The sequence below is a fragment of the Isoptericola luteus genome (assembly GCF_020297055.1).
GTDB lineage: Bacteria > Actinomycetota > Actinomycetes > Actinomycetales > Cellulomonadaceae > Isoptericola > Isoptericola luteus.
The window spans coordinates 1-22,670 of record NZ_JAIXCQ010000009.1; the positions used below are offsets into that span (position 1 = coordinate 1).

Annotated in this window: 21 protein-coding genes and 1 riboswitch; of the genes, 15 read left to right on the plus strand and 6 right to left on the minus strand. The window is 74.2% G+C overall.

Annotation, left to right across the window (positions count from 1 at the left end):
* The first annotated feature begins 89 nt into the window (after positions 1 to 89).
* The 4 genes from LEP48_RS12925 to LEP48_RS12940 all read left to right on the plus strand — a co-directional run bounded on the left by LEP48_RS12925 (position 90) and on the right by LEP48_RS12940 (position 3,820).
* Positions 90 to 1,352, plus strand: a complete 1,263-nt coding sequence (locus tag LEP48_RS12925; protein ID WP_225566014.1) for an AGE family epimerase/isomerase — start codon at positions 90 to 92, stop codon at positions 1,350 to 1,352.
* Positions 1,349 to 1,807, plus strand: a complete 459-nt coding sequence (locus tag LEP48_RS12930) for an RrF2 family transcriptional regulator (RefSeq protein ID WP_225566015.1) — start codon at positions 1,349 to 1,351, stop codon at positions 1,805 to 1,807. The genes LEP48_RS12925 and LEP48_RS12930 overlap by 4 nt, the downstream gene beginning before the upstream one ends.
* A gap of 133 nt (positions 1,808 to 1,940) precedes the next feature.
* Positions 1,941 to 2,858 carry a sulfite exporter TauE/SafE family protein gene (locus LEP48_RS12935; protein ID WP_225566016.1) on the plus strand — a complete coding sequence of 306 codons (918 nt, stop codon included), beginning with the start codon at positions 1,941 to 1,943 and terminating at the stop codon, positions 2,856 to 2,858.
* A 146-nt stretch (positions 2,859 to 3,004) separates the two neighbouring features.
* Entirely contained in the window at positions 3,005 to 3,820 is an 816-nt protein-coding gene (locus tag LEP48_RS12940; RefSeq protein WP_225566017.1) for a PAS domain-containing protein, read from the plus strand.
* A 45-nt stretch (positions 3,821 to 3,865) separates the two neighbouring features.
* On the opposite strand, the gene LEP48_RS12945 is transcribed toward LEP48_RS12940, so the two are convergent.
* Entirely contained in the window at positions 3,866 to 4,126 is a 261-nt protein-coding gene (locus tag LEP48_RS12945; RefSeq protein ID WP_225566018.1) for a DUF4235 domain-containing protein, read from the minus strand.
* Between the two features lie 145 nt (positions 4,127 to 4,271).
* A riboswitch (TPP riboswitch) is annotated at positions 4,272 to 4,376 on the plus strand.
* Positions 4,377 to 4,459: 83 nt separating this feature from the next.
* Here LEP48_RS12945 and LEP48_RS12950 point away from each other — a divergent pair.
* The 3 genes from LEP48_RS12950 to LEP48_RS12960 all read left to right on the plus strand — a co-directional run bounded on the left by LEP48_RS12950 (position 4,460) and on the right by LEP48_RS12960 (position 8,354).
* Entirely contained in the window at positions 4,460 to 5,557 is a 1,098-nt protein-coding gene (locus LEP48_RS12950; protein ID WP_225566019.1) for a thiamine ABC transporter substrate-binding protein, read from the plus strand.
* Between the two features lie 218 nt (positions 5,558 to 5,775).
* The gene (locus LEP48_RS12955; RefSeq protein WP_422723841.1) at positions 5,776 to 7,485 is read left to right on the plus strand and encodes an ABC transporter permease; all 1,710 of its coding nucleotides are present in this window, start codon (positions 5,776 to 5,778) and stop codon (positions 7,483 to 7,485) included.
* Positions 7,485 to 8,354, plus strand: a complete 870-nt coding sequence (locus tag LEP48_RS12960) for an ABC transporter ATP-binding protein (RefSeq protein ID WP_308010029.1) — start codon at positions 7,485 to 7,487, stop codon at positions 8,352 to 8,354. Before LEP48_RS12955 ends, LEP48_RS12960 begins: the two co-directional genes overlap by 1 nt.
* A gap of 7 nt (positions 8,355 to 8,361) precedes the next feature.
* Here LEP48_RS12960 and LEP48_RS12965 read toward each other — a convergent pair whose 3' ends face one another.
* Together LEP48_RS12965 and LEP48_RS12970 are read right to left on the minus strand one after the other, a co-directional pair.
* A complete protein-coding gene (locus LEP48_RS12965) occupies positions 8,362 to 9,069 on the minus strand; it encodes a response regulator (RefSeq protein WP_225566021.1) in 708 nt (235 codons plus the stop codon).
* Complete coding sequence (locus LEP48_RS12970) at positions 9,069 to 10,328, minus strand: sensor histidine kinase (protein WP_225566022.1); 1,260 nt, start codon at positions 10,326 to 10,328, stop codon at positions 9,069 to 9,071. The genes LEP48_RS12965 and LEP48_RS12970 overlap by 1 nt, the downstream gene beginning before the upstream one ends.
* 164 nt (positions 10,329 to 10,492) lie before the next feature.
* On the opposite strand from LEP48_RS12970, the gene LEP48_RS12975 reads away from it, so the two are divergent.
* Both LEP48_RS12975 and LEP48_RS12980 read left to right on the plus strand, forming a co-directional pair.
* On the plus strand, positions 10,493 to 10,954 hold the full coding sequence (locus tag LEP48_RS12975; RefSeq protein WP_225566023.1) for a DUF6069 family protein: 462 nt from the start codon (positions 10,493 to 10,495) through the stop codon (positions 10,952 to 10,954).
* 76 nt (positions 10,955 to 11,030) lie between these two features.
* Positions 11,031 to 11,672 carry a dihydrofolate reductase family protein gene (locus LEP48_RS12980; RefSeq protein WP_308010030.1) on the plus strand — a complete coding sequence of 214 codons (642 nt, stop codon included), beginning with the start codon at positions 11,031 to 11,033 and terminating at the stop codon, positions 11,670 to 11,672.
* A 60-nt stretch (positions 11,673 to 11,732) separates the two neighbouring features.
* Here LEP48_RS12980 and pgi read toward each other — a convergent pair whose 3' ends face one another.
* On the minus strand, positions 11,733 to 13,442 hold the full coding sequence (gene pgi, locus LEP48_RS12985) for a glucose-6-phosphate isomerase (RefSeq protein WP_225566024.1): 1,710 nt from the start codon (positions 13,440 to 13,442) through the stop codon (positions 11,733 to 11,735).
* Between the two features lie 332 nt (positions 13,443 to 13,774).
* Positions 13,775 to 14,062 (minus strand): hypothetical protein, encoded by a 288-nt coding sequence (locus LEP48_RS12990; protein ID WP_225566025.1) that lies wholly within the window; start codon positions 14,060 to 14,062, stop codon positions 13,775 to 13,777.
* Positions 14,063 to 14,090: 28 nt separating this feature from the next.
* Between LEP48_RS12990 and LEP48_RS12995 the strand changes: the two genes are divergently transcribed.
* Complete coding sequence (locus LEP48_RS12995) at positions 14,091 to 14,858, plus strand: copper homeostasis protein CutC (protein WP_225566026.1); 768 nt, start codon at positions 14,091 to 14,093, stop codon at positions 14,856 to 14,858.
* On the plus strand, positions 14,855 to 15,547 hold the full coding sequence (locus tag LEP48_RS13000; protein ID WP_225566027.1) for a DedA family protein: 693 nt from the start codon (positions 14,855 to 14,857) through the stop codon (positions 15,545 to 15,547). The genes LEP48_RS12995 and LEP48_RS13000 overlap by 4 nt, the downstream gene beginning before the upstream one ends.
* Positions 15,548 to 15,553: 6 nt before the next feature.
* On the opposite strand, the gene LEP48_RS13005 is transcribed toward LEP48_RS13000, so the two are convergent.
* Positions 15,554 to 16,657 carry a LacI family DNA-binding transcriptional regulator gene (locus tag LEP48_RS13005; protein ID WP_225566028.1) on the minus strand — a complete coding sequence of 368 codons (1,104 nt, stop codon included), beginning with the start codon at positions 16,655 to 16,657 and terminating at the stop codon, positions 15,554 to 15,556.
* 207 nt (positions 16,658 to 16,864) lie between these two features.
* On the opposite strand from LEP48_RS13005, the gene LEP48_RS13010 reads away from it, so the two are divergent.
* The 4 genes from LEP48_RS13010 (at position 16,865) to LEP48_RS13025 (ending at position 22,607) form a co-directional block, all read left to right on the plus strand.
* Positions 16,865 to 18,178, plus strand: a complete 1,314-nt coding sequence (locus tag LEP48_RS13010; RefSeq protein ID WP_225566029.1) for an ABC transporter substrate-binding protein — start codon at positions 16,865 to 16,867, stop codon at positions 18,176 to 18,178.
* 5 nt (positions 18,179 to 18,183) lie between these two features.
* Positions 18,184 to 19,224: a carbohydrate ABC transporter permease gene (locus tag LEP48_RS13015; RefSeq protein WP_225566030.1), complete on the plus strand. Its 1,041-nt coding sequence runs from the start codon at positions 18,184 to 18,186 to the stop codon at positions 19,222 to 19,224.
* Positions 19,221 to 20,111 (plus strand): carbohydrate ABC transporter permease, encoded by an 891-nt coding sequence (locus LEP48_RS13020; RefSeq protein ID WP_225566031.1) that lies wholly within the window; start codon positions 19,221 to 19,223, stop codon positions 20,109 to 20,111. Before LEP48_RS13015 ends, LEP48_RS13020 begins: the two co-directional genes overlap by 4 nt.
* Before the next feature lie 99 nt (positions 20,112 to 20,210).
* Positions 20,211 to 22,607, plus strand: a complete 2,397-nt coding sequence (locus tag LEP48_RS13025; RefSeq protein ID WP_225566183.1) for a beta-xylosidase/alpha-l-arabinosidase — start codon at positions 20,211 to 20,213, stop codon at positions 22,605 to 22,607.
* Positions 22,608 to 22,670: the final 63 nt, after the last annotated feature.

Here is a 22,670-nt window from a genome sequence, read left to right on the forward strand (position 1 = left end):
CCCCCCCACCGCCGAGATAGAGAGCTACCACCGCCGAGATAGAGAGCTCAGGGTGCCGCCCGGGTGCCCTCGCTGGATAGGCTGCCCGGGTGAGTACGACGACCCCCCCCGACGGCCCCACGCAGGCGTGGCGTCGAGCCCACTTCTCCTCGCTGGCGGACCTCGCGGCCGTCGCCGTGCGGGACGACGGTGCCGCGTGGTGGCTGGACGACGCCGGCCACCCGGTTACCGACCGCGCCGTCGAGACCTGGATCACCTGCCGCATGGCGCACGTGCTCGGGATGGCGCACCTGCTGGGATGTCCCGGGGCCGGTGACCACGCCGACCGTGCACTGTCCGGCCTGCGGTCCGTGCTGGCGGACGCGGAGCACGGCGGCTGGCTGGCGTCGCGGGGGCCGGGTGCCGAGGACGTCGACGGCACGAAGGAGGCGTACGCGCACGCGTTCGTCGTCCTCGCCGCCGCGACGGGAACGATGGCCGGCCGCGCGGGCGCGCCCGAGCTCCTGGCGCAGGCGCTCCGGGTGCTCGACGAGAGGTTCTGGGAGGCCGAGCACGGCCTTCACCTGGACACCCGCTCCCGCGACTGGAGCGTCGTGGACCCGTACCGGGGCGTCAACGCCAACATGCACGGGGTCGAGGCCCTGCTCGCGGCTCACGACGCGACCGGTGAGCAGGAGTGGCTGGCCCGTGCCGCGGGGATCGCGGACCGCGTGGTCACCTGGGCCGAGGCGAACTCGTGGCGGATCCCCGAGCACTTCGGCACCGACTGGCGTCCGGAGCTCGAGTACAACGCGGACCGGCCGAACGACCCGTTCAAGCCGTACGGCGCCACGCCGGGCCACGGTCTGGAGTGGGCACGCCTCCTGGTGCAGGTCGACGTCGCGGCGCAGACGCCCGGTCAGCGCACCGTGAGCGCACAGGCCTTGTTCGACCGCGCCGTCCAGGACGGGTGGGACCCCGACGGCGGGTTCGTCTACACCACGGACTGGTCCGGGGAGCCCGTGGAGGCGCGCCGGTTCCACTGGGTGGCGGCGGAGGCTGTCGCGGCCGCCGACGTCCTCGGTCAGGTCACCGGCCAGGCTCGGTACGGCGAGCTCGCGGGCGGCTGGTGGGAGTGGATCGACGCCCACCTGATCGACCACCTGCAGGGCTCCTGGTTCCACGAGCTCGACACCGAGAACAACCCGTCGGGACGCACCTGGGTGGGCAAGCCGGACGTCTACCACGCCGCCCAGGCGACGATCCTTCCGCTGCTGCCCCTCACGGGCTCGTTCGGGGCGTCCGCCCGAGCGGCCGGCCCTGTCCTGGCCCCGGCCGCCGGGGTGGCTCCGGTGGCGAACGGCGCCCCATGAGGATCTCCGCCAAGGCGGACTACGCCGTGCGGGCCTCGGCCGAGCTGGCGGCGTCGACCGACGCGGGGCCGGTGCCCGCGGAGGCCCTGGCGCGGGCGCAGCAGATCCCGCACCGCTTCCTCGAGGCGATCCTCAGCGACCTGCGCCGCGAGGGGATCGTCGCCAGCCGCCGCGGGGCCGGCGGCGGGTACGTGCTGGCCCGGCCAGCGGACAAGGTGACGGTCGCGGACGTCGTGCGGGCCGTGGACGGCCCGCTGGTCTTCGTGCGTGACGTCCGGCCCTCGGACCTCGAGTACGAGGGGGCCGCGGCGTCGCTTCTGCACGTCTGGGTGGCGCTGAGGGTCAACGTGCGCGCGGTGCTCGAGCAGGTGACTCTTGCGGACCTCGCGGCGGGAAACGTGCCGGACGCCGTCCGACGGCTCACGGACGACCAGGGAGCCTGGACAAGTCCCTGACGGGCCGCGCTTGACGGGCCGAATCTCGGCCAGTGGACAGTTTCCGTCCGACCCTTGAATCCGACCGAACTGGTCGGATAACTTGGGCAAAGTCGCGGCGGACCCGCTGTCGCGCCGACGGAGGGAACCGCCCGTGCGGACACTCGTGCTCCTCGCTCTCGTGGGTCTTGGCGCCCAACTCGTCGACGGCAGCCTCGGGATGGCCTACGGCGTCACGTCGACGACGCTGCTGCTGGCGATCGGTACGAACCCCGCGGCCGCCTCCGCCACGGTCCATCTCGCGGAGATCGGCACGACGTTGGCCTCCGGCGCCTCCCACTGGCGCTTCGGCAACGTGGACTGGAAGGTCGTCCTGCGGATCGGTATCCCCGGAGCCGTCGGTGCCTTTGCGGGCGCCACGTTCCTGTCGTGGCTCTCGACCGAGATCGCCAAGCCGCTCATGGCGATCCTCCTCCTGGCCCTCGGTACCTACGTGCTGATCAGGTTCACGTTCCGCGGCCTGAGGACCGACCGGCTCGGGCAGCCGCTGCGCAAGCGCTTCCTCACCCCGCTCGGCCTCGTCGCCGGCTTCATGGACGCGACGGGCGGGGGTGGCTGGGGGCCGGTGGGAACGCCCGCCATCCTCGCGAGCGGCCGGATGGAGCCGCGCAAGGTCATCGGCTCGATCGACACCAGCGAGTTCTTCGTGGCCGTCGCGGCGAGCCTCGGCTTCCTGGTGGGGCTCGGCTCAGCGGGGATCGACGCGGGCTGGGTGATCGCCCTGCTCGTCGGTGGCCTGATCGCGGCCCCCATCGCGGCGTGGCTGGTGCGTCTGGTGCCGCCGCGCGTGCTCGGCTCCGCGGTCGGCGGCGTCATCGTGCTGACGAACTCGCGGACGCTGATGAACGCGGACCTGCTGGCGGTGAGCCCCACGCTCCGCGTGGTCGTCTACGCCGTGATCTCGCTCGGCTGGGCGGCGGCGGTGGTCCACTCGTTCCGCGAGCACCGCAAGCAGGTCGCCGAGGAGGCCGAGCCGGCACGTCGGGAGGCGGCCGGGTCGACCGCAGCCTGATCGGGCCTGCACCGGGGGCGTACCCCGAGCGGTGTGAGCACCGCCACCGGCCTGGTGAGTCCCGGTGGCGGTGTTCTCGCGTCCCGGTAGCGTGGTGAACGCCCGCAGCGCGGGCCCGGCCAGGAACCAGGTGCGGGAGGGATGCCATGTCAGCGTCGACGTCGTCCGCCCACGGCGGCCCGCTGCGCCGCGAGCTGGTGGTGCTCGCCGAGCTGCTCGGCGCCGGCACCCAGCTCCTCGTGGGCCGCTACCGGGTCGACGCCGCGAACGGCGCCTGGTGGTGGTCCGACGAGGTGTTCATGATCTTCGGCCGGGAGGCCGGCAAGGTGGAGCCCGGGCCGGAGGTGCTGCGGGCGCACCTGCATCCCGACGACCGTGACCGGTTGTCGCGCACGGCGTCGGTCGCGCTCGCGTCCGGCAAACCGTTCGCCGGTGCGCACCGCATCGTCGACGACCACGGGCGGACCCGCACGGTCGTCATCACCGGGCAGGGGCGCCACGACGAGGACGGTCGCGTCACCCAGGTGGTCGGGTACGTGATCGACGCGAGCCCGGTGCCCAAGGACGCGCTCGACCGGGAGGCGCAGCGGGCCGTCTCGAGGGCCTTCGTCGCCGCCGCGGCCGCGGAGCGCGCCAAGGGAGCGATCATGGCGGTCTGCGGGGTGGACGAGTCCGTCGCGACAGAGGTGCTCGCCGACGCGGGAGCGCAGGCGGGCATCTCGGCGCAGACGGCGGGCGTGCAGATGATGGCCGCTCTCGCGCAGGGCGCCGTCGAGGAGGGCGAGCGGACGCGCGAGCACGAGGAGGACCTGGACGTCCCCCGGTCGATCGTCGGCGCCGCGCTGCCCGGCGAGGACGCTGCCGCCCGGCTCAGCCGGGCCCTGGCGACGGTCCACCCCGTCGACCGGCCGCACGGTCACGACGCCCAGCTCGCCCGGCGCCGTCCCCGGGCCGGTCGCTGACCCGGCGCGCGTGCGGGCGCTCGTCGGATGCCGGTCGGGTGCTGATCAGGCCCGGAAGCGCGCCCCGGCGCGGACGGCGCCCTGGCGTGCGAGCCGCTTGGCGAGCACCGCGACGCCACCGGAGACGGCCGCGAACGTCACGGCCTGGATGATCGACAGCTCGTCGTCGTCGACGTTGGTGGGAGCGAGGCTCCCCGTGGTCTTCTCCCAGACCACGCCCACGAGCTTCTGCGCGGCCCACCCGGCCGCCACCGTCAGCAGGACCGTACCGACCTTGACCGCCAGCGGCTGCTCGTCGTCTGCCACGAGGACTCCTTCTTCCTGCTCGAGTGACGACTCTGCCCGAGTGACACTTCGGTCGATAGCTTGCCGTCCGCGCACGTCAGGACCGTGGGGCCCGGAGCGTGAGGGACGCCACCACCGTAGCGTGCCGCGCCTGTGTAGGCTCATGGTGAAACGACAGGGGAGCGCCCTCGGGCGCTGAGAGTGCGGACCACCGCAGACCCTCGAACCTGACCCGGCTAGCACCGGTGGAGGAAGTCGGGCATCTCGACCCTGCGCTGCACGTCCGCACGCCCTCGGGGCCGCGGGCCGACGCGCCGGAGATCCCCTTCTCGACGTCTGAGGAGGAACCAGAGCATGAGGAACAACAAGAGCCTGGGCACGGCGCGCCGGGACGTCCGGCGGAACACCAGGCCCGCGGCCGCGGTCGTCGCCGTCGGCCTGCTGCCGCTGCTGGCGGCGTGCGGGTCCGGTGAGCCGGGCGACGCCGCGGAGGAGGACGTGGTCACGCTCGTCACCCACGACTCGTTCGCGGTGTCGGACGAGGTGCTGGCAGCCTTCGAGAAGACCAGCGGGCTCACCGTGGAGCAGGTCGCCCCGGGCGACGCGGGCACGCTCGTCAACCAGCTCGTGCTCACCAAGGACTCGCCCCTCGGCGACGTCGTGTACGGCGTGGACAACTCGTTCGCCTCACGGGCGGTGGACGCGGGGGTGTTCGAGCCGTACCAGCCCGAGGGCCTGGCCCCTGAGGTCGCGGCCTACGCCCCCGACGACCTGGCCGGCACCCTCACACCCATCGACGTCGGCGACGTGTGCCTCAACCTCGACGACGGCTGGTTCGAGGAGCACGACGTGCCGCCGCCGACCACGCTCGACGACCTCACCGACCCCGCGTACGCCGACCTGACCGTCGTGACGAACCCGGCGACGTCGTCCCCCGGCCTCGCGTTCCTGCTGGCGACGGTGGGGGCATACGGCGAGGACGGCTTCGAGGCGTACTGGGCGGACCTGCGGGACAACGGCCTCAAGGTCGCGGAGAGCTGGGAGGACGCGTACTACGTCGACTTCTCCGGTGCGGGCGAGGGCGGGCAGCGCCCGATCGCGCTGTCGTACGCGACGTCGCCGGCGTTCACGGTGAGCGAGGACGGCGCGACGTCGAGCACCAGCGCGATGCTCGGCACCTGCTTCCGGCAGGTGGAGTACGCGGGCGTGCTCGCGGGGACGGACCACCCGGACGGCGCCCGCCAGCTCGTGGACTTCCTGGCGTCCGAGCCGTTCCAGGCCGACGTGCCCGGGCAGATGTACATGTACCCGGCCGACCCGGACGTCGAGCTCCCCGCCGACTGGCAGCAGTTCGCCCCGCTCGCGGACGAGCCCTACGAGGTGCCGCCGGCGCAGGTCGCCGAGCACCGTGACGACTGGATCGAGCGGTGGACGGCCACCGTCGTCGGCTGAGGCGGAGGCGCAGCGGAGGGTGGGGGCCGAGGGACGAGGCACCCGCCCGCAGCGGAGCCGCAGACTCGGCCGACAACAAGTTCCGGCTGAGGCGGAGGCGCAGCGGAGGGTGGGGGTCGAGGGACGAGGCACCCGCCCGCAGCGGAGCCGCAGACTCGGCCGACAACAAGTTCCGGCTGAGGCGCGGAGCCGCGGGTCCGGCCGCCACGAAGCCGCGGCTGAGCGTCCGCCCGCGCTGGGCGACGTGGCTGGGCTGGGGCCTGGCCGCGGGGCTGCCGCTCGTGTTCCTCGGGCTGTTCTTCGCCTGGCCGGTCACCGCGATCGTGGCGCAGGGCGTGCTGCCCGACGACGGCGCCGGTGGCCGGACGCTCGACCTGTCGGGCTTCGCCGAGGTGCTCGGCGACCCGCGCACCTGGCGGATCGTCGGTCAGACGCTCGGGCAGGCGACGGCGGGCACGCTGCTCGCCGTCGTGCTCGGGCTCCCGGGCGCGTACGTGCTCTACCGCTGCCGGTTCCGCGGCCGGACGCTGGTGCGCGGGCTCGTCACCGTGCCGTTCGTGCTCCCGAGCGTCGTGGTGGGTGTCGCGTTCCGCACCTTGTTCGCGCCGGGCGGGCCGCTCGGCTGGGCGGGCCTGGAGGAGAGCTTCGCCGGGATCGTGCTGGCGCTCGTGTTCTTCAACTACGCCGTGGTGGTGCGCACGGTCGGCGGGCTCTGGGAGCGCCTCGACCCGCGTGCGGAGCAGGCGGCGCGCGCCCTGGGCGCGACGCCGTGGCGGGCGTTCCGCACCGTGACCCTGCCCGCGCTGGGCCCCGCGATCGCGTCGGCCGCGGCCGTCGTGTTCCTCTTCTGCTCGACGGCGTTCGGCGTCGTCCTCGTGCTCGGCGGGATCCGCTACGGGACCATCGAGACGGAGATCTGGGTCCGCACCACGCAGTTCCTCGACCTGCGCGCCGCGGCGGTGCTGTCGGTGCTCCAGCTCGTCGTCGTGGTGGCGGCGCTGCTGCTCGGCGCGCGGGCGCGGACCCGCCGGGAACGGGCGCTGCACCTGACGAGCGAGCGTGCGGCGGCCCACCGGCTGCGGCTGCGTTCCCGCCCGGACGGGAGCGACCTGGCGCCGGCCGTCGTCACGGCTTTCGTGGTCCTCGGGCTGCTGGCGCTGCCGATGGCCGGCCTGGTCGCGCGGTCCTTCCGCGCGCCGGACGGCTCGTGGGGGCTGGACAACTACGTGGCGCTCGGCACCACGGGCGGCCGGAACGCCCTGTCCGTCACGGTGTGGGAGGCGACCGGCAACTCGCTGCGGACGGCCGCCCTCGCGGCGCTGATCGCCGTCGTCGTGGGAGCCCTGGTCGCCCTCGTCGTGTCGCGCCGGCCGCGCTCGACCGGCGCACGTCGTGCCGTCGGGACGCTGGACGCGCTGTTCATGCTGCCGCTCGGCGTCTCGGCCGTGACCGTGGGCTTCGGGTTCCTCATCACGCTGGACCGGCCGCTCGGGCTCGACCTCGACCTGCGCACCGCCGGGGTGCTGGTGCCGATCGCGCAGGCGGTGGTCGCGATCCCGCTCGTGGTCCGGACGGTGCTTCCCGTGCTCCGGGCGATCGACCCGCGGCTGCGGGAGGTGGCCGCCACCCTGGGGTCGGCGCCGGGCAGGGTGCTGCGGACCGTCGACGCGCCGATGGGCGCCCGGTCCCTCGGGCTGGCGGTGGGCTTCGCGTTCGCCGTCTCGCTCGGGGAGTTCGGCGCGACGTCGTTCCTCGCGCGGCCCGACACCGCGACGCTGCCGGTGGTCATCTACCGGCTCATCGGTCGCCCCGGCGCCGAGAACTACGGCATGGCGCTCGCGGCGTCGGTCGTGCTCGCGGTGCTCACCGCGACCGTCATGATGGTGGCCGAACGCCTGCGCGGCGACCGGCCCGGAGGGGAGTTCTGATGGACCCGACCGTGGGGACTGCTGTGGACGGGCACCGCGGGGACGGTGCGCCCGGTGCGGTGCGCCCGGACGGCGCCTCGGGGCTCCAGGTGCGCGACGCCGTCGTGCGGTATGGGGCGGGTCGCCGCCGGCCCGGCTTCGTCGCGGTGGACCGCGTGTCGCTCGACGTCGCCCCGGGCGAGATCGTCGCTCTCCTCGGGCCCAGCGGCTGCGGCAAGTCGTCGTTGCTGCGGGCGGTGGCCGGGCTCGAGCCGCTGGCCGCGGGCAGGGTGCTATTCGACGGCGAGGACGTCGCGGGCGTGCCCGTGCACCGCCGTGGGTTCGGCCTCCTGTTCCAGGACGGCCAGCTCTTCCCGCACCGCGACGTCGCGGGGAACGTCGGCTACGGGCTCGAGGCCGCCCGGGTGCCGCGCCCCGAGCGCGAGGCGCGGGTCGCCGCGCTGCTCGAGGACGTGGGGCTCGCCGGGTACGGCGGGCGTGCGGTCGCGACGCTCTCGGGCGGCGAGAGGCAGCGCGTGGCGCTCGCCCGGGCGCTCGCACCCCGGCCGGGGCTGCTGCTGCTCGACGAGCCGTTGTCGGCCCTCGACCGCCGCCTGCGCGAGCGGTTGGCCGTCGACGTGCGCGAGGCGCTCCGGGCCTCCGGCACCACGGCCGTCTTCGTGACGCACGACCACGACGAGGCCTTCACCGTGGCCGACCGCGTCGCCGTCATGGACGCGGGGCGGATCCTGCAGGTCGACGCGCCGGACGTGCTGCTGCGCAGCCCCGCGTCGCCTCGGGTGGCCGAGTTCCTGGGGCGGGCGCCGGAGCATCCCCCCGGGGGCTCGCGCGACGGGGCGTCACGCGCGTCCCTGGCCGTCGAGAGCTGAGCCGGGGTCAGTCGGCCCCGGCGTCGTGCACCAGGAGCGCCACCTGTGTGCGGTTCTCCAGGCCCAGCTTGTCCAGGAGGCTGGAGACGTGGGCCTTGACCGTGGGCACGCTGAGGTAGAGGCGCGCGGCGATGTCCGCGTTGGACGCGCCCCGGCCGAGCTCGACGGCGACGTCGCGCTCGCGCACGGTGAGGGTGCCGAGCGCGTCCCGCGCCCGCTGCCGCGCGCCGCCGGACCCTGCCACCGCGTCCATGAGCCGGCGCGCGACGTCGGGGGCGAGCACCGGCTCGCCGGCGGCTGCGGAGCGCACGGCGGCCACGATGCGCGCCGGCGGCATGTCCTTGAGCAGGTAGCCCGCGGCGCCGGCACGCAGGGCGCCGCCCACCTCCTCAGCGGTGTCGAACGTGGTGAGCACGACGACGGCCGGTGCGGACGGTCGGGCGCGGACCTGCCGGGTCGCGGTGATCCCGTCGATCCCTGGCATGCGCAGGTCCATGAGCACCACGTCGACGGGGTGCGCGTCGAGGGCGGCGGGCACCTGGGCGCCGTCGGCCGCCTCCGCGACGATGCTGATGCCCTCCGCGCCGTCGAGCATGAGGCGCAGCCCGGCGCGCACGAGCGCATCGTCGTCCACCAGGACGACGCGTACGGGGGTCGGCCCAGTGCCGGCGTCCGCGGTGGCGCCGTTGCCGCCCGGCTCGGAAAGACTCTGCATCAGTCCCAGGGTAGCCAGGCCTCCAGCGCGAACCCGCCGGACGCACGGGGGCCCGTCTCGACGCGTCCGCCGAGCAGCGTCGCGCGCTCCCGCAGGCCCACGAGCCCCGTCCCCGTGCCGGGGCCGGGCGGGCGCGCGTCGACGTCGCGGGCGCCGTCGTCGGTGACACGCACGCGGACGTCCCGGTCCCCGACGTGGACGGCCACCCGGACAGCGGCACCCGGTGCGTGCTTCCGGGCGTTGGTCAGGCCCTCCTGCACGACACGGTAGACGGCGACCGCGACCTGCGGCGGGAGCATGTCGCGGCCCGCCTCGTGGGCCGCGTCGTCGGCGGCCGGCGTGAGCTCGTAGCGCACGTCCCCGCCCGCCGCGCGGGCCTCGTCGACGAGCGTGGCGACGTCGTCGAGCCGTGGCGCAGGCCCCAGGTCGTCGGGCGCGGTGCGCAGCAGGCGGATCACCTGGCGCAGGTCCTCCAGGGCGTCGCTCACGCCTGCCCGCACCCGGCCCGCGGCCACGGCGAGCAGGGCGGGGTCGGCGTCCGGACGGTACTCGAGCGCGCCCGCCGTCGACGCCAGCAGCGAGAGCCGGTGCGCGAGGGTGTCGTGCATCTCGCGGGCGATCCGGGTGCGTTCGGCCGTGCGGGCCTCGGCGAGCCGCCGCTCCTGGTCCGCCTCCGCCCGCCGGGCGCGGTCCCGCAGCGACCAGATCACCGCCGCGCGCTCCTGCCAGTACGCGCCCCAGCCCAGCAGCGCGGCGTGCACCGCGACGTCGCACAGCAGCCACCAGCCGAGCGGCAGGCTCACCGGGCGCCACAAGGCCTGCACCCCGTGTCCGACGACGCCGGCTACCGCGACCAGCAGGGCGGTGGGGACCGGGCGCCAGCGGGCGACCTGCAGCGTGGCGGCCGTCGCGGCGGGCGTCGCAGCGGGGGAGAGGGCCGCCAGCACGGCCAGGACCAGGGCCGCCGGCACGGGACGACGCGTCCACAACAACGGGTAGGCGGCCACCGCCGCGACGGCGACCGCGACGTCGAGACCCACCGTCCTGGCGCCCTCGTCGGCCGACGCCGCGAGCGTCGTCGCGGCCGCCAGCGCGGTGAGCACCGCGATGAGCACGGTCGTGACCACGGCGACGCGGGTCGGCAGCAGAGGCGGCGCGGTGCGCGGGTCCGCGGCCCGGTCGCGCAGCGCGCCGCGGGTCGCGAGGACGGGCTGCGCGGTGGGCGGCGGGCAGTCCGCGGGAGTGGCGGGGAAGGTCATGCGCCGACGCTAGGACCTGCGGACGCGCGGCCGACACCGACCAAGGTCGGGGGTGCGCCCGCCGGACGACCAGGTGACGACCGACTCCGGGAGGGCGCGGCGCGGCACACCCGTGCGACACCGTCGTCCTGTCGGCACCGCGCCGGCAGAAGGAGGGACGAGACATGTGGACGACAGAAGCTTCGAGCGCACCGCGGACGACTTCGGGCGCCGGGGCGCCCCGGACGGCGCGCCGCCGACGGTGGTCCGGCCCGCGCGCCGTCGTGCCGGCGGCGATGCTCACGGGAGCGCTCGTGTTCCTCGTCGGCACGCTCGCCGGCGTCGACCCGCAGGTGCGGGCCGGGACGGGCACCCTCGAGGTCACCATCTCGCTGGTCCTCGGCGCGAGCCTCACCGCGGCGCTCGCGGGCTGGGGCGTCCGGTCGCTCCTGGCCCGCGCCAGCAACGGTGGGCGGCGGACCTGGCTGACGCTGTGCGCCGCCGTCCTGCTCGTGTCGCTGCTCGGCCCGCTGGGCGCGGCGAACGGCGGCGCGATGCTGCTCCTGGCCCTGGAGCACCTGACCGTCGGCACGGTGATCGCGCTCGGCCTCGCCGGGACGCACACCTGGGTGCCGCGACGGCGGTGACCCGCGATGAGTTTCGGGCGCCCCGCGGTCTACAGGGGGAGGCGCGGCCCACCGTGACGGGCCGCACATGCCCGACATGCCCGCACCGACCGGAGGACGCACCATGGCGACGCTCGTCTCCACCCTGTTCATCTCGCTCGACGGCGTGACCGAGATCGACGAGACCTGGCACTTCCCGTACTTCGACGACCACATGGCGGCCGCCGTCGACGACGACTACCAGGGCACCGACGTGCTGCTGATCGGGCGCGTCACCTACGACAGCTTCGCCGGGGCGTGGCCCGGCCGTGAGCTGGCCGGCGAGGAGGACGCCGGCTTCGCGAAGCGGCTCGGGGACATGCGCAAGGTCGTCGTGACGCGCGGCACCCAGGAGCTGGGCTGGCGCGCCGTCGAGCGGCTCGACGGCGACCTCGTGCCCGCGGTGACCGCGCTGAAGGCGGAGCCCGGGCTGGGCAAGATCCTCGTGCCGGGCTCCGTCTCGGTGGTGCGCCAGCTGCTCGCGGCCGGGCTGCTCGACGAGCTGCGCCTGCTGGTGCACCCCGTCGCCGCCCGCCGTGGTGGGCGGCTCTTCGACGAGGGCGAGGCGGTCTACCCGCTGCGGCTGCTGCGGTCCGAGTCGTTCCCCACGGGCGTCGTGCGGCTGATCTACGCCCCGGGCGAGCTGCCGAACGACGCGGGGTACGACGACGTCAAGGGCCAGGTGCCGAGCGCGGACTGACGACGGCGCCCGGCACCCTGTGCCCCGGGCGCTGCGGCGCCCGGGGGAAGGTGCCGACCGTCAGGCGCGGTGCTCGCGGTAGTACCGGATGAGCGCCTGGGTGGACGAGTCCTGCGCGCCGAGGGCGGCGTCGTCGCCGGACACGGCGGGCGCGACCTCGAGGGCGAGCTTCTTGCCGAGCTCCACCCCCCACTGGTCGAATGAGTCGATGCCCCAGACGACGCCCTGGACGAAGGTGATGTGCTCGTACAGGGCGACGAGCTGGCCCAGGACGGAGGGCGTGAGCGCGGGCGCCATGATCGACGTCGTCGGGCGGTTGCCAGAGAAGGTCCGGGCGCTGACGAGCGCCTCGTCGGTGCCCTCGGCGCGCACCTCGTCCGCCGTCTTGCCGAAGGCCAGGGCCTTGGTCTGGGCGAAGAAGTTCGCGAGGAACAGCTCGTGCACGTCGGCGCCGGCCGCCACGGCCTTGCCGTCGCCCTCGGCGTCGGAGAGCGGGTAGGCGGGGTTCGCGACGGCGATGAAGTCCGCCGGGATCAGGCGCGTGCCCTGGTGGATGAGCTGGTAGAACGCGTGCTGGCCGTTGGTGCCCGGCTCGCCCCAGAACACCTCGCCCGTCTGCGTGCTCACCGGAGAGCCGTCCCAGCGCACGGACTTGCCGTTGGACTCCATGGTGAGCTGCTGCAGGTACGCCGGGAACCGGTGCAGCTGCTGGGCGTAGGGGAGGACGGCGTGCGTGTGCGCGCCGAGGAAGTTGACGTACCAGACGTTGAGCAGGCCCATGAGGGCGGGCACGTTGCGCTCCAGAGGTGCGGTGCGGAAGTGCTCGTCCATCGCACGGAACCCGGCCAGCAGCTCGCGGAAGCGGTCCGGGCCGAACGCGATCGCCAGCGACGTGCCGATCGCGGAGTCGACCGAGTAGCGGCCGCCCACCCAGTCCCAGAACCCGAACGCGTTGGCCGGGTCGATACCGAACGCGGCGACCTTGTCGAGCGCCGTCGACACGGCCACGAAGTGCGCGCGCACCGCCGCCTGCTTCGCGTCGGCGTCGTCCTCGATCGCGCCGCCCGCCTGGAGCTGCTCCCAGAGCCAGGCACGCGCCAGGCGGGCGTTCGTCAACGTCTCGAGGGTGCCGAAGGTCTTGGAGGCGACGATGAACAGCGTCGTCTCCGGGTCGAGCCCGGCCGTCTTCTGCGCGATGTCGGTGGGATCGATGTTGGAGACGAACCGCACCTCCAGCCCGTCCTTGAGGTACGGCGCGAGCGCCTCGTAGACCATGACGGGCCCCAGGTCGGAGCCGCCGATGCCGATGTTGACCACGGTGCGCACCGGCTTGCCGGTCACGCCCGTCCACGCGCCGGAGCGCACGTCGTCGGCGAACGCGCTCAGCTTGTCCAGCTCCGCCGCGACGTCGGCGTCGACGTCCTGCCCGTCCACGACCAGCGGGGGCTGCGTGCCCGGCGCGCGCCGCAGCGCGGTGTGCAGGACGGCGCGGTCCTCGGTGACGTTGATGTGCTCCCCGGTGAACATCGCCTCGATCCGCTCGGGCAGCCGCACCTCGCGCGCGAGCCTGACCAGCAGCTCGGTGGTCCCGTCCGTGGCGAGGTTCTTCGACAGGTCCACGAGCAGGTCGCCCGCGGTGTGGCTCATCCGCTCGGCGCGGGCGGGGTCGTCGGCGAACCAGCCGCGCAGGTCACCGCGGAAGTCCTGGTAGTGGCCGTACAGCTCGCCCCAAGCAGCCGTGGTGGTGGGGTCGACGGGGGTGGAAGTCATGGTCCACACGGTAATGAATCCCGGGAGTGCCCGCCGCGGGCGACCGTGACCGGTGGCACGTTGCGGCTCCGGTGCCAGGACGACGATCAGCCGGGGTGCGGCCCGGCCCGACGGGGAGGGGCCCACGGCCTGGTCAAGATCATCGACCCCACGGTGGTGAGCTGGCCCGTCGGCGCGAAGAAGCCTCGGACGCAGGGGGAGCCCGACAGCACCGAGGTTCCACGGGGTCAAGGCGACGCTGGTGAGCACCGACCTGACCGAGGCCGAGCGCGCGACGCTGCTGGAGACCTTCGGTCAGTGACCTGACCGGAGGTCGTGGCCGCCCCAGGCGGTCAGGCCGGGTGCCAGTGGTGGCCCCAGCGCCGGGTGAGCTGCCCGCCGAAGGTGTCGGCCAGCACCTCGACACGGTCCCGGACGGCGTCGGCGACCCCGTGCGCCTCGTCGTCGGAGGCCGCCGTGAACCGCACGGTGATGCGCGCGCGGCCCCGGACGACGCCCACGTCCCAGGCCTCGACGGTGACGAGCTCGCGGGCGGCGCCCGCCGCCGCGGGCAGCACGTCGGCGGGGTCGACACCGGGTTGCAGCAGGCCGACGGCAAGGCTCACGCGGTACGAGGGCACCCCAGGATCCTGCCCTAGACTCGCGCGGGTGAGTAACGACAGGGCACCGCAGGTGAGACTGGAGATCGCCGTCCAGGACGTCGCGGGGGCCCGTGTCGCGGCCGCCGGCGGCGCCGACCGCCTCGAGCTGTGCGCCGCGCTCGCCGGCACCGGCGGGGTCACGCCGTCCGCGGGCACCGTCGCCGCCGTCGTCGAGGCGCTGCGCGGCACCGGGGTCACGGTGCACGTGCTGGTCCGCGCGCGGCCGGGCGGGTTCCACTTCACCGCGGACGAGCTGGACGTCCAGGTGCGCGACGTGCGCTCGGTGCTCGAGGCGGGCGCGCACGGCGTCGTCGTCGGTGCCCTCACGTCCGACGGGACGGTGGACGACGGCGCGCTCCGTGCCCTGGTCGACGCCGCCGACGGCGCCGAGGTGACGTTCCACCGCGCGCTCGACCAGCTGGCCGACCCGGTCGCGGCGCTGCCCGCGCTCGGTGCGGCCGGGGTGCGCCGGGTCCTGACGTCGGGCGGGGCCGCCCGTGCGGGCGAGGGCCTGGGCGTGCTGGCGGCGCTGGCGGAGCACGGCCACCGGGCCGGGGTCGAGATCATGGCCGGCGGCGGCGTCCGGGTCGACGACGTCCCGGCCCTCGTCGCGGCCGGCGTCGACGCCGTGCACCTGTCGGCCAAGCGCACGGTCGCCGCGGACGGCGGCCCCGGCGGCGGAGGTGCCGGGGGCTACGACGCTACCGACCCGGCCGCGGTGGCCGCGGCGCGGTCCGCCCTCGACGCCGCTCTCGAGTCCACCCTCGCCGGATGACCGGCGCGCTGCGCGCGGCCGGCGAGGCCGCCGGGTCCGCCGAGTACGAGGGCTTCATCGGCTGGGTGCTCGGGCTCATGGTGACGCTCGGCGAGGTCGGGGTGGGCGCCGCGGTGCTCATCGAGACGTTCGTGCCCCCCATCCCGTCCGAGGCCGTGCTCCCCGGGGCGGGGTTCCTCGCCTACGCGGGGCAGATGAACGCCTGGGTGGCGATCTTCATGGCCACGCTGGGCGCCGTCGTCGGCGCGTGGGTCTGGTGGTACCTCGGTCTGCTCCTGGGCCGCGACCGGACGCGGGCCATCGTCGACCGGATCCCCCTCATGGACGGGTCCGACTTCGACCGGGCGGAGGCCTTCTTCGCCCGCTGGGGCAAGATCGCGGTGCTCGGCGGCCGGTGCGTGCCGCTGGTGCGCAGCTTCATCTCCATCCCGGCCGGGATCGAACGCATGCCGTTCTGGTCGTTCACGCTGTACACGGTGATCGGCTCCGGGGTGTGGAACTCGATCTGGATCGGTCTGGGCTACGCCTTCGGGCCCGCCATCGAGCCGGTGCTCGCGCGCTGGAGCGGCGTGCTGTCCGACGCCGTGCTGGTGGTCATCGGCCTGCTCGTGCTCTGGTTCCTGGTGGTGCGGCTGCGCGCGCGCTACGCCGGCGGCGCCCCGCCGCGGCACGGTCGCCGCTCCGGCTAGCCGCAGCTAGCCGCGGGTCGGCGTCGCCCGGGCCGGGTCGTGGGCCGAGGGCGCCGGCGCCCCCTGCGGCGGGGCGGTGGTGGACCGCACGACGAGCGACGTCGGCAGGCGCAGGTGCTGCTCGCGCGGGCCGCCGTCGAGCAGGTCGAGGAGCATCCGCACCGCCTCCGCGCCCATGCGGTGCAGGGGCTGCGCGACCGTCGTCAGGGGCGGCGTGGTGCTCCAGGACTCCGGGATGTTGTCGAACCCGACGACGGACAGGTCCTCGGGGACGCGCAGGCCGAGCTCCGCGGCGATGTCCATGAGGTGGATCGCGGAGGCGTCGTTGGCAGCGAAGACGGCGGTGGGCCGCTCGACCCCGGCGGGCTGGAGCAGCTCGCGGGCGGGCTGGTCGGCCAGGTCGGGCCGATACCCGCCGACGCGGACGAGCGCCGGGTCCACCTCGATGCCGGCGGCCTCGAGGGCCTGCCGGTAGCCCAGCTCGCGCAGGCGGGCGGACTCGAGGTCGGCGCGTCCGCCCAGGTGGGCGATGCGGCGGTGCCCGAGCGACAGGAGGTGCTCGACGGCCTCGCGGGCACCGGTCGTGTTGTCGGAGTCGACGGTGGGCGTGCCCTCGGGGCCGGTGTGCGGGTCGACGGCGACGACGGGCACCGGGACGTCGGTGGACATCACCATCGTGGGCGTCACGACGATCGCCGCGTCCACGAGCGTCCCGGCGAGGCGCGACAGGGACCGTCGTTCCCACCCGGCGGCGACGCCGCCGTCGGTGTGGCCGGCGTAGGCCAGGAGCTCGTACCCGGTGCCCTGGACTGCGGCCGAGATCCCCTTGAGCAGCTCGGTGGAGTACGGCTCGAACTCGGCGACGAGCACGCCGATCACGTTGGTGCTTCCCCGGCGCAGGCTGCGGGCGACGAGCGAGGACTCGTACCCGAGGTCCTCGACGACGGCGAGCACGCGCGTGGCCGTCGCGGCCGCGACGCCGTAGCGGTTGTTCACGACCTTGGACACCGTGGCGACGGAGACGCCGGCGACGCGCGCGACGTCGGAGATGGTCACGCGGGACGGGGGCACAGGTCGCCCTGCGGCGGGGGGCTGGGCGGCGGTGCTCACGAGTCGACAGTATGCGCTATCCCCGGCGTTCCGTCCGGGTGTGTCGCCGGCCTTTCGGGGCAGGAGCGCCCCACCGGCCGCCGTCGTGCCGAAATCGTTATCGAAAACGATTGACGGTCACCGGTCCCGGCTGCCAGTCTCATGCCAGCACGATGATGACCACCCGCGGCAGCTGCCGCTCCCGTCGACGAAGACAAGGGATCCACGATGACGAGGACAACGCGTGGCGCGACCATGGTCGCGCTCGGAGCGACCGTCGCCCTTCTCGCCACGGCCTGCGCCGGGCAGGGCACTGGCGGCCAGGGCGAGGAGGAGACCACCGAACCCGGTGCTCCCGTGACGATCACCTGGTGGCACAACTCCAACACCGGTGACGGCAAGAAGTACTACGACAAGGTCGCCGCAGACTTCGAGGCGGCGAACGAGGGCGTGACCGTCGAGGTCAGCGCCATGCAGCACGAGGACATGCTCACCAAGCTGGACGCGGCCTTCCAGGCCGGCGACGCCCCCGACGTCTTCATGGAGCGTGGCGGCGGCGAGCTCGCGGCCCACGTCGAGGCGGGCCTGCTCAAGGACATCTCCGAGCCCGCTGCCGACACGATCTCGACGATCGAGCCGTACATGTCCGGCTTCCAGGTCGACGGCGCGTCCTACGCGCTGCCGTTCTCGATCGGCGTCGTCGGCTTCTGGTACAACAAGGCGATCTTCGAGGACGCCGGCATCGAGGGCACGCCCAGCACGATGGACGGCCTCTACGACGTCTTCGACAAGCTGAAGGCGTCGGGCACCACGCCGCTGTCGGTCGGCGCCGGCGACAAGTGGCCCGCCGCGCACTACTGGTACTACAACGTGATCCGCGAGTGCTCGTCCGAGACGCTGGCCGCGGCCATCGCCGACGTCGACTACTCCGACCCGTGCTTCGTCAAGGCCGGCGAGGACCTCGAGGAGCTCATCGACACCGAGCCCTTCAACAAGGGCTTCCTGAGCACGCCGGCGCAGTCCGGCGCCACCTCGGCCTCCGGCCTCCTTGCCACCGGCAAGGTCGCGATGGAGCTGGCGGGGCACTGGGAGCCCGGCGTCATGCAGGGCCTCACCGAGGACGGCACCGGCCTCGGCGACAACACGGGCTGGTTCCCGTACCCCTCCATCGAGGGCCAGCAGGGCACGGAGTTCGCGCAGATGGGTGGCGGTGACGCGTGGGCCGTGTCGAACAGCTCGCCCGACGCCGCGGTCGACTTCGCCGCGTACCTGATCTCGGACGAGGTCCAGCAGGGCTTCGCCGAGCTCGACATGGGTCTGCCGACCAACCCGACGGCCTCCGGTTCGGTCTCCGACCCGGCGCTGTCGGAGCTGCTCACGGTGCGTGACGGCGCGCCGGAGATCCAGCTCTACCTCGACACCCTGCTCGGGACGTCGATCGGTGGCGCCATGAACGACGAGATCGCGCTGCTGTTCGCCGGCAAGGCGACCCCGCAGGACGTCGTCGACGCGGTGCAGTCCGCGGCCGAAGCGGAGATGTGATCGACGTGGCGGACGACGTGACCGCACCCGCGGCCGCCTCGTCCGCGACGTCCACCGTGGCCCGGTCCGCCGGTCGTGCTCATGCACGGCCGGCGGGCCGGCGCCCGGCTGGGCGCGCGGGCACGGGGACCGGCTCGGACCCGGGCCGGCGGACACGCGGGGTGTGGCGCAAGCGGGCGGAGATCGCCTTCTTCGTGGCCCCCGCGCTCGCCCTGCTCGTGGCGTTCGTGGCGGTGCCCGTGGCGACCGCCGTGCAGATGTCGCTGTACCGGTGGAAGGGCTTCGGCCCCATGGTCGACTTCGTCGGCCTCGCGAACTACGTCTCGGTGCTGACGAACGACGTGTTCACCGACGCGCTCGTGCACAACCTCATCATCGTGGTCGGCTCGATCCTGCTGCAGCTCCCGCTGGGGCTCGCGATCGCGCTGCTGCTCAACCGCAAGATGTGGGGCCAGGGGCTGCTCCGCACGATCATCTTCGTGCCGTACGTGCTGGCCGAGGTCATCGCGGGCGTGGTCTGGTTCCAGCTGCTGCAGCCGCAGTACGGCGTCATCGACACGATGCTCGCCGCCGTCGGCCTCCAGGGCCCGGACCAGGGCTTCCTCGGCACGCCCGAGTACGCCCTGTGGACCGTGCTCGTCGTGCTGACCTGGAAGTACCTCGGCCTCGCCGTGATCCTCTTCCTCGCCGGCCTGCAGGGCGTGCCCGAGGAGCTCTACGAGGCCGCCCAGCTCGACGGCGCCTCCTGGTGGCAGGTGCAGCGGCGCATCACGATCCCGCTGCTCGGCCCGACCATGCGCACGTGGGGCTTCCTGTCGATGATCGGCTCCCTCCAGCTCTTCGACATGGTGTGGATCCTCACCGGCGGCGGCCCGGCCAACGCCACGACGACGATGGCGACGTTCCTGGTCAACGAGGGCACGAAGCGGCAGAACTTCGGCATCGCCGGCGCCGCCTCGGTGGTCCTGTTCGTCGTCGCGCTGGTGCTCGCCCTGGCGTACCAGCGATTCATCCTGAGCCGCGACTCGAAGGAGGACGAGGCATGAGCGCCGCCACGATCCCCGCCCGCACGAAGCCCGCCCCGGCGGGTGCGCCGCGCCGCCGCAAGCGGTCGAACCCGGGCGGCAACGTGCTGGTCTACGCGATCTCCCTCGTGGTGGTGGCGGTGACCCTCGGGCCGGTGCTGTACGGCGTCCTCGGCGGCTTCCGCACCAACGCCCAGCTCGCGGAGAACCCGGCCGGCCTGCCCGACCCGTGGGTGCTGTCCAAGTACGCGGGCGTGCTCGCGGCGGACTCCCCGTTCTGGGGCTACTTCCTCAACTCGACGATCATCGCGGTCGTCACGACGGCCGTCGTCGTGGTGTTCGGGATCATGGCCGCCTACCCGCTGGCGCGGTACCGGTTCCGCGGGCGCGAGGCGCTGTTCCTCGTGTTCGTCATCGGGCTGCTGTTCCCGGCCACGGTGGCGATCATCCCGCTGTTCATCCTCATCACGCAGAACTACCAGCTCGGCAACACCTGGTGGGGCGTGGCGCTGCCGCAGGCCGCGTTCGCGCTGCCCATGACGGTGGTGATCCTGCGGCCGTTCCTGCAGGCCCTGCCCGCGGAGCTCGAGGAGGCCGCCCAGCTCGACGGCGCCAGCCGCATCGGGTTCTTCTGGCGGATCCTGCTGCCCCTGTCGGGGCCGGGCATGGTGACCGTCGGCGTGCTCGCGTTCGTCGGGTCCTGGAACGCCTACCTGCTGCCGCTGCTCCTGCTGCGCGGCGACATGCGGACGCTCCCCCTCGGCGTCGCCGACTTCTCCTCGGAGCACTCGGCCGACACGGCAGGCGTGTTCGCGTTCACGACGCTGGCGATGATCCCTGCGCTGGTGTTCTTCCTCGCGATGCAGAAGCGCATCGTCAACGGCCTGCAGGGCGCCGTGAAGGGCTGAGGACGGGCCGCCCGGCCGAGCCCGGGCGTCCGTCCCCACCCCGACCGTCCGTACGTCGCGTACGAAGGAGATCCCACCGTGACGCATGTTCTCCCTGCGATGCCGCAGGTGTCCGAGCGCGTGGCCGCGCTGCACTCGGCGATGACCCTCGACGAGAAGCTCGCGCAGCTCGTCGGCTACTGGCTCGACAAGGGCGGTGACGTCGTCGCGCCCATGCAGGGCGAGATGGCGTCCGACGACGGGGCACGCCTCGACGAGGTCACCCGGCACGGCATCGGGCACTACACGCGCGTGTACGGCACCCGCCCGGTGGACCCGGTGGACCGGGCCCGCTGGCTGTGGGACGAGCAGCGCCGGCTGCGGGCCGAGACCCGCCTGGGCATCCCCGCGCTCGTGCACGAGGAGTGCCTCACGGGCCTCGCCGCCTGGAAGGCCGCGACGTTCCCGACGCCGCTCGCATGGGGGGCGTCGTTCGACCCGGACACGGTCGCGGAGATGGGCCGCCTCATCGGCGACTCGATGCGTGAGCTCGGCATCCACCAGGGCCTGGCGCCCGTGCTCGACGTCGTGCGCGACCCGCGCTGGGGCCGCGTCGACGAGTGCATCGGCGAGGACCCGTACCTGGTCGGCACGGTCGGCACCGCGTACGTGCGCGGGCTGCAGGATGCCGGGGTGCACGCGACGCTCAAGCACTTCGTGGGCTACTCCGGCTCGCGCGCGGGTCGCAACCACGCGCCCGTGTCGGCGGGCCCGCGCGAGATCGCGGACGTCTACCTCCCGCCGTTCGAGATGGCGGTGCTCGACGGCGACGTGCGCTCGGTGATGGCGTCGTACGTGGACGTCGACGGCGTGCCCCTGCACGCGAGCCACGAGTACCTCACCGAGATCCTGCGGGAGCGGTGGGGCTTCGACGGGGTGGTCGTCGCGGACTACTTCGGCGTGGCGTTCCTGGAGGTCATGCACCGGGTCGCCGCCGACCGGGCGCAGGCCGCGGCACAGGCGCTGGAGGCCGGCCTCGACGTCGAGCTGCCCAGCGGCGACGCGTACCTCGAGCCGCTGGCGGCCGCCGTGCGCGCCGGCGACGTGGACGAGGCGCTGGTGGACCGGGCCGTGCTGCGTGCCCTGCGGCAGAAGGAGCAGCTCGGGCTGCTCGACGACGACGCGTTCGAGGGCGACGCCCCCACCGCCGTCGACCTCGACCCCGCCGGGCACCGGGCCGTCGCCCGCCGGCTCGCCGACGAGTCCGTGGTGCTGCTGACGAACGACGGGCTGCTGCCGCTCAACGGGCTGGCCGCCGCTCCCGCGCGCGTGGCCGTCGTCGGGCCGAACGCGCACCGCAGCGACGCGCTGATGGGCTGCTACTCGTTCGCCAACCACGTGCTGGCGCACCACCCGGACGTCCCCAAGGGCTTTGAGATCCCCACGGTGCTCGAGTCGCTGGCCGGGGCGTTCGAGGAGGCCGGGATGGCCCGGCCCGAGCTGGTGCACGCCGTCGGCTGCGACGTCGAGGGCGAGGACACCTCCGGGTTCGCCGCCGCGGTGGAGGCGGCCTCCGGCGCCGACCTCGCCGTCGTCGTCGTGGGCGACCACGCGGGACTGTTCGGGCGCGGCACTGTCGGGGAGGGCAACGACGCCGAGTCGCTCGAGCTCCCCGGCGTGCAGCGGGCGCTCGTCGAGGCCGTCGTGGCCACCGGCACGCCCGTGGCGATGGTCGTGCTCAGCGGCCGGCCGTACGCGATCGGGTGGGCGCTCGACGGCGACCGCGCGCCGGCGGCGGTGCTGCAGTCGTTCTTCCCCGGCGAGGAGGGCGGGCCCGCGCTGGCCGGCGTCCTCGCGGGCACGGTGAACCCCTCCGGGCGGCTCCCGGTCTCGCTGCCGCGGTCGGCGGGTGCGCAGCCGTACTCGTACCTGCACCCCGTGCTGGGCGGGCCGTCGGACGTGACGTCGACCGACTCCACGCCGCTGCGCCCGTTCGGCTTCGGGCTGTCGTACACCACGTTCGAGTACACGGGCCTCACGGTGGACGCCGACGTCGCGGCGGGCGGCACGTTCACCGCGTCGGTGCGGGTGACGAACACCGGCACCCGGGCCGGTGCCGACGTCGTGCAGCTCTACGCCCGCGACGTGGTGGGGTCGCTGCCGCGCCCGGTCGTGCAGCTCCTCGGCTACCGGCGGGTGGAGCTCGAGGCGGGGGAGTCCGTCGTGGCGACCTTCGAGGTGCCCACGACGCGGCTCGCGTTCAGCGACCGGCGGATGGTGCGCGTCGTCGAGCCCGGCGACGTCGAGGTCTGGGCCGGGTCGCACGCCGCCGCGACCGCGGAGGTCGCCCCCGACGACGTCCAGGAGACGACGGGCGGGGCGATCACCAGCGCACGTCCGGCGGAGAAGCGCGACGTGCCCGGTACGGCGACGGCGCGTGCCACGATCGCCGTCACCGGCGACGTGCACGAGGTCACGACGGCCGACCCGCGGATGGTGACGTCGACCGTCGCGTGACCGAGCGGCCGGCACCCGTCCCGGGGTGGGGTGGTGCCGAACAGCGCGGGTGGTGCGGCTGCT

What these genes read in the sequence shown, in the direction of transcription:
- LEP48_RS13000 (WP_225566027.1), top strand. Translation starts at nt 14,855, where the DNA reads ATGACCGGCGCGCTGCGCGCGGCCGGCGAGGCCGCCGGGTCCGCCGAG.
- LEP48_RS12980 (WP_308010030.1), top strand. Translation starts at nt 11,031, where the DNA reads ATGCCCGCACCGACCGGAGGACGCACCATGGCGACGCTCGTCTCCACC.
- LEP48_RS12930 (WP_225566015.1), top strand. Translation starts at nt 1,349, where the DNA reads ATGAGGATCTCCGCCAAGGCGGACTACGCCGTGCGGGCCTCGGCCGAG.
- LEP48_RS12960 (WP_308010029.1), top strand. Translation starts at nt 7,485, where the DNA reads ATGGACCCGACCGTGGGGACTGCTGTGGACGGGCACCGCGGGGACGGT.
- LEP48_RS12950 (WP_225566019.1), top strand. Translation starts at nt 4,460, where the DNA reads ATGAGGAACAACAAGAGCCTGGGCACGGCGCGCCGGGACGTCCGGCGG.
- LEP48_RS13020 (WP_225566031.1), top strand. Translation starts at nt 19,221, where the DNA reads ATGAGCGCCGCCACGATCCCCGCCCGCACGAAGCCCGCCCCGGCGGGT.
- pgi (WP_225566024.1), bottom strand. Translation starts at nt 13,442, where the DNA reads ATGACTTCCACCCCCGTCGACCCCACCACCACGGCTGCTTGGGGCGAG.
- LEP48_RS12975 (WP_225566023.1), top strand. Translation starts at nt 10,493, where the DNA reads ATGTGGACGACAGAAGCTTCGAGCGCACCGCGGACGACTTCGGGCGCC.
- LEP48_RS13025 (WP_225566183.1), top strand. Translation starts at nt 20,211, where the DNA reads ATGCCGCAGGTGTCCGAGCGCGTGGCCGCGCTGCACTCGGCGATGACC.
- LEP48_RS13010 (WP_225566029.1), top strand. Translation starts at nt 16,865, where the DNA reads ATGACGAGGACAACGCGTGGCGCGACCATGGTCGCGCTCGGAGCGACC.
- LEP48_RS12940 (WP_225566017.1), top strand. Translation starts at nt 3,005, where the DNA reads ATGTCAGCGTCGACGTCGTCCGCCCACGGCGGCCCGCTGCGCCGCGAG.
- LEP48_RS12965 (WP_225566021.1), bottom strand. Translation starts at nt 9,069, where the DNA reads ATGCAGAGTCTTTCCGAGCCGGGCGGCAACGGCGCCACCGCGGACGCC.
- LEP48_RS12970 (WP_225566022.1), bottom strand. Translation starts at nt 10,328, where the DNA reads ATGACCTTCCCCGCCACTCCCGCGGACTGCCCGCCGCCCACCGCGCAG.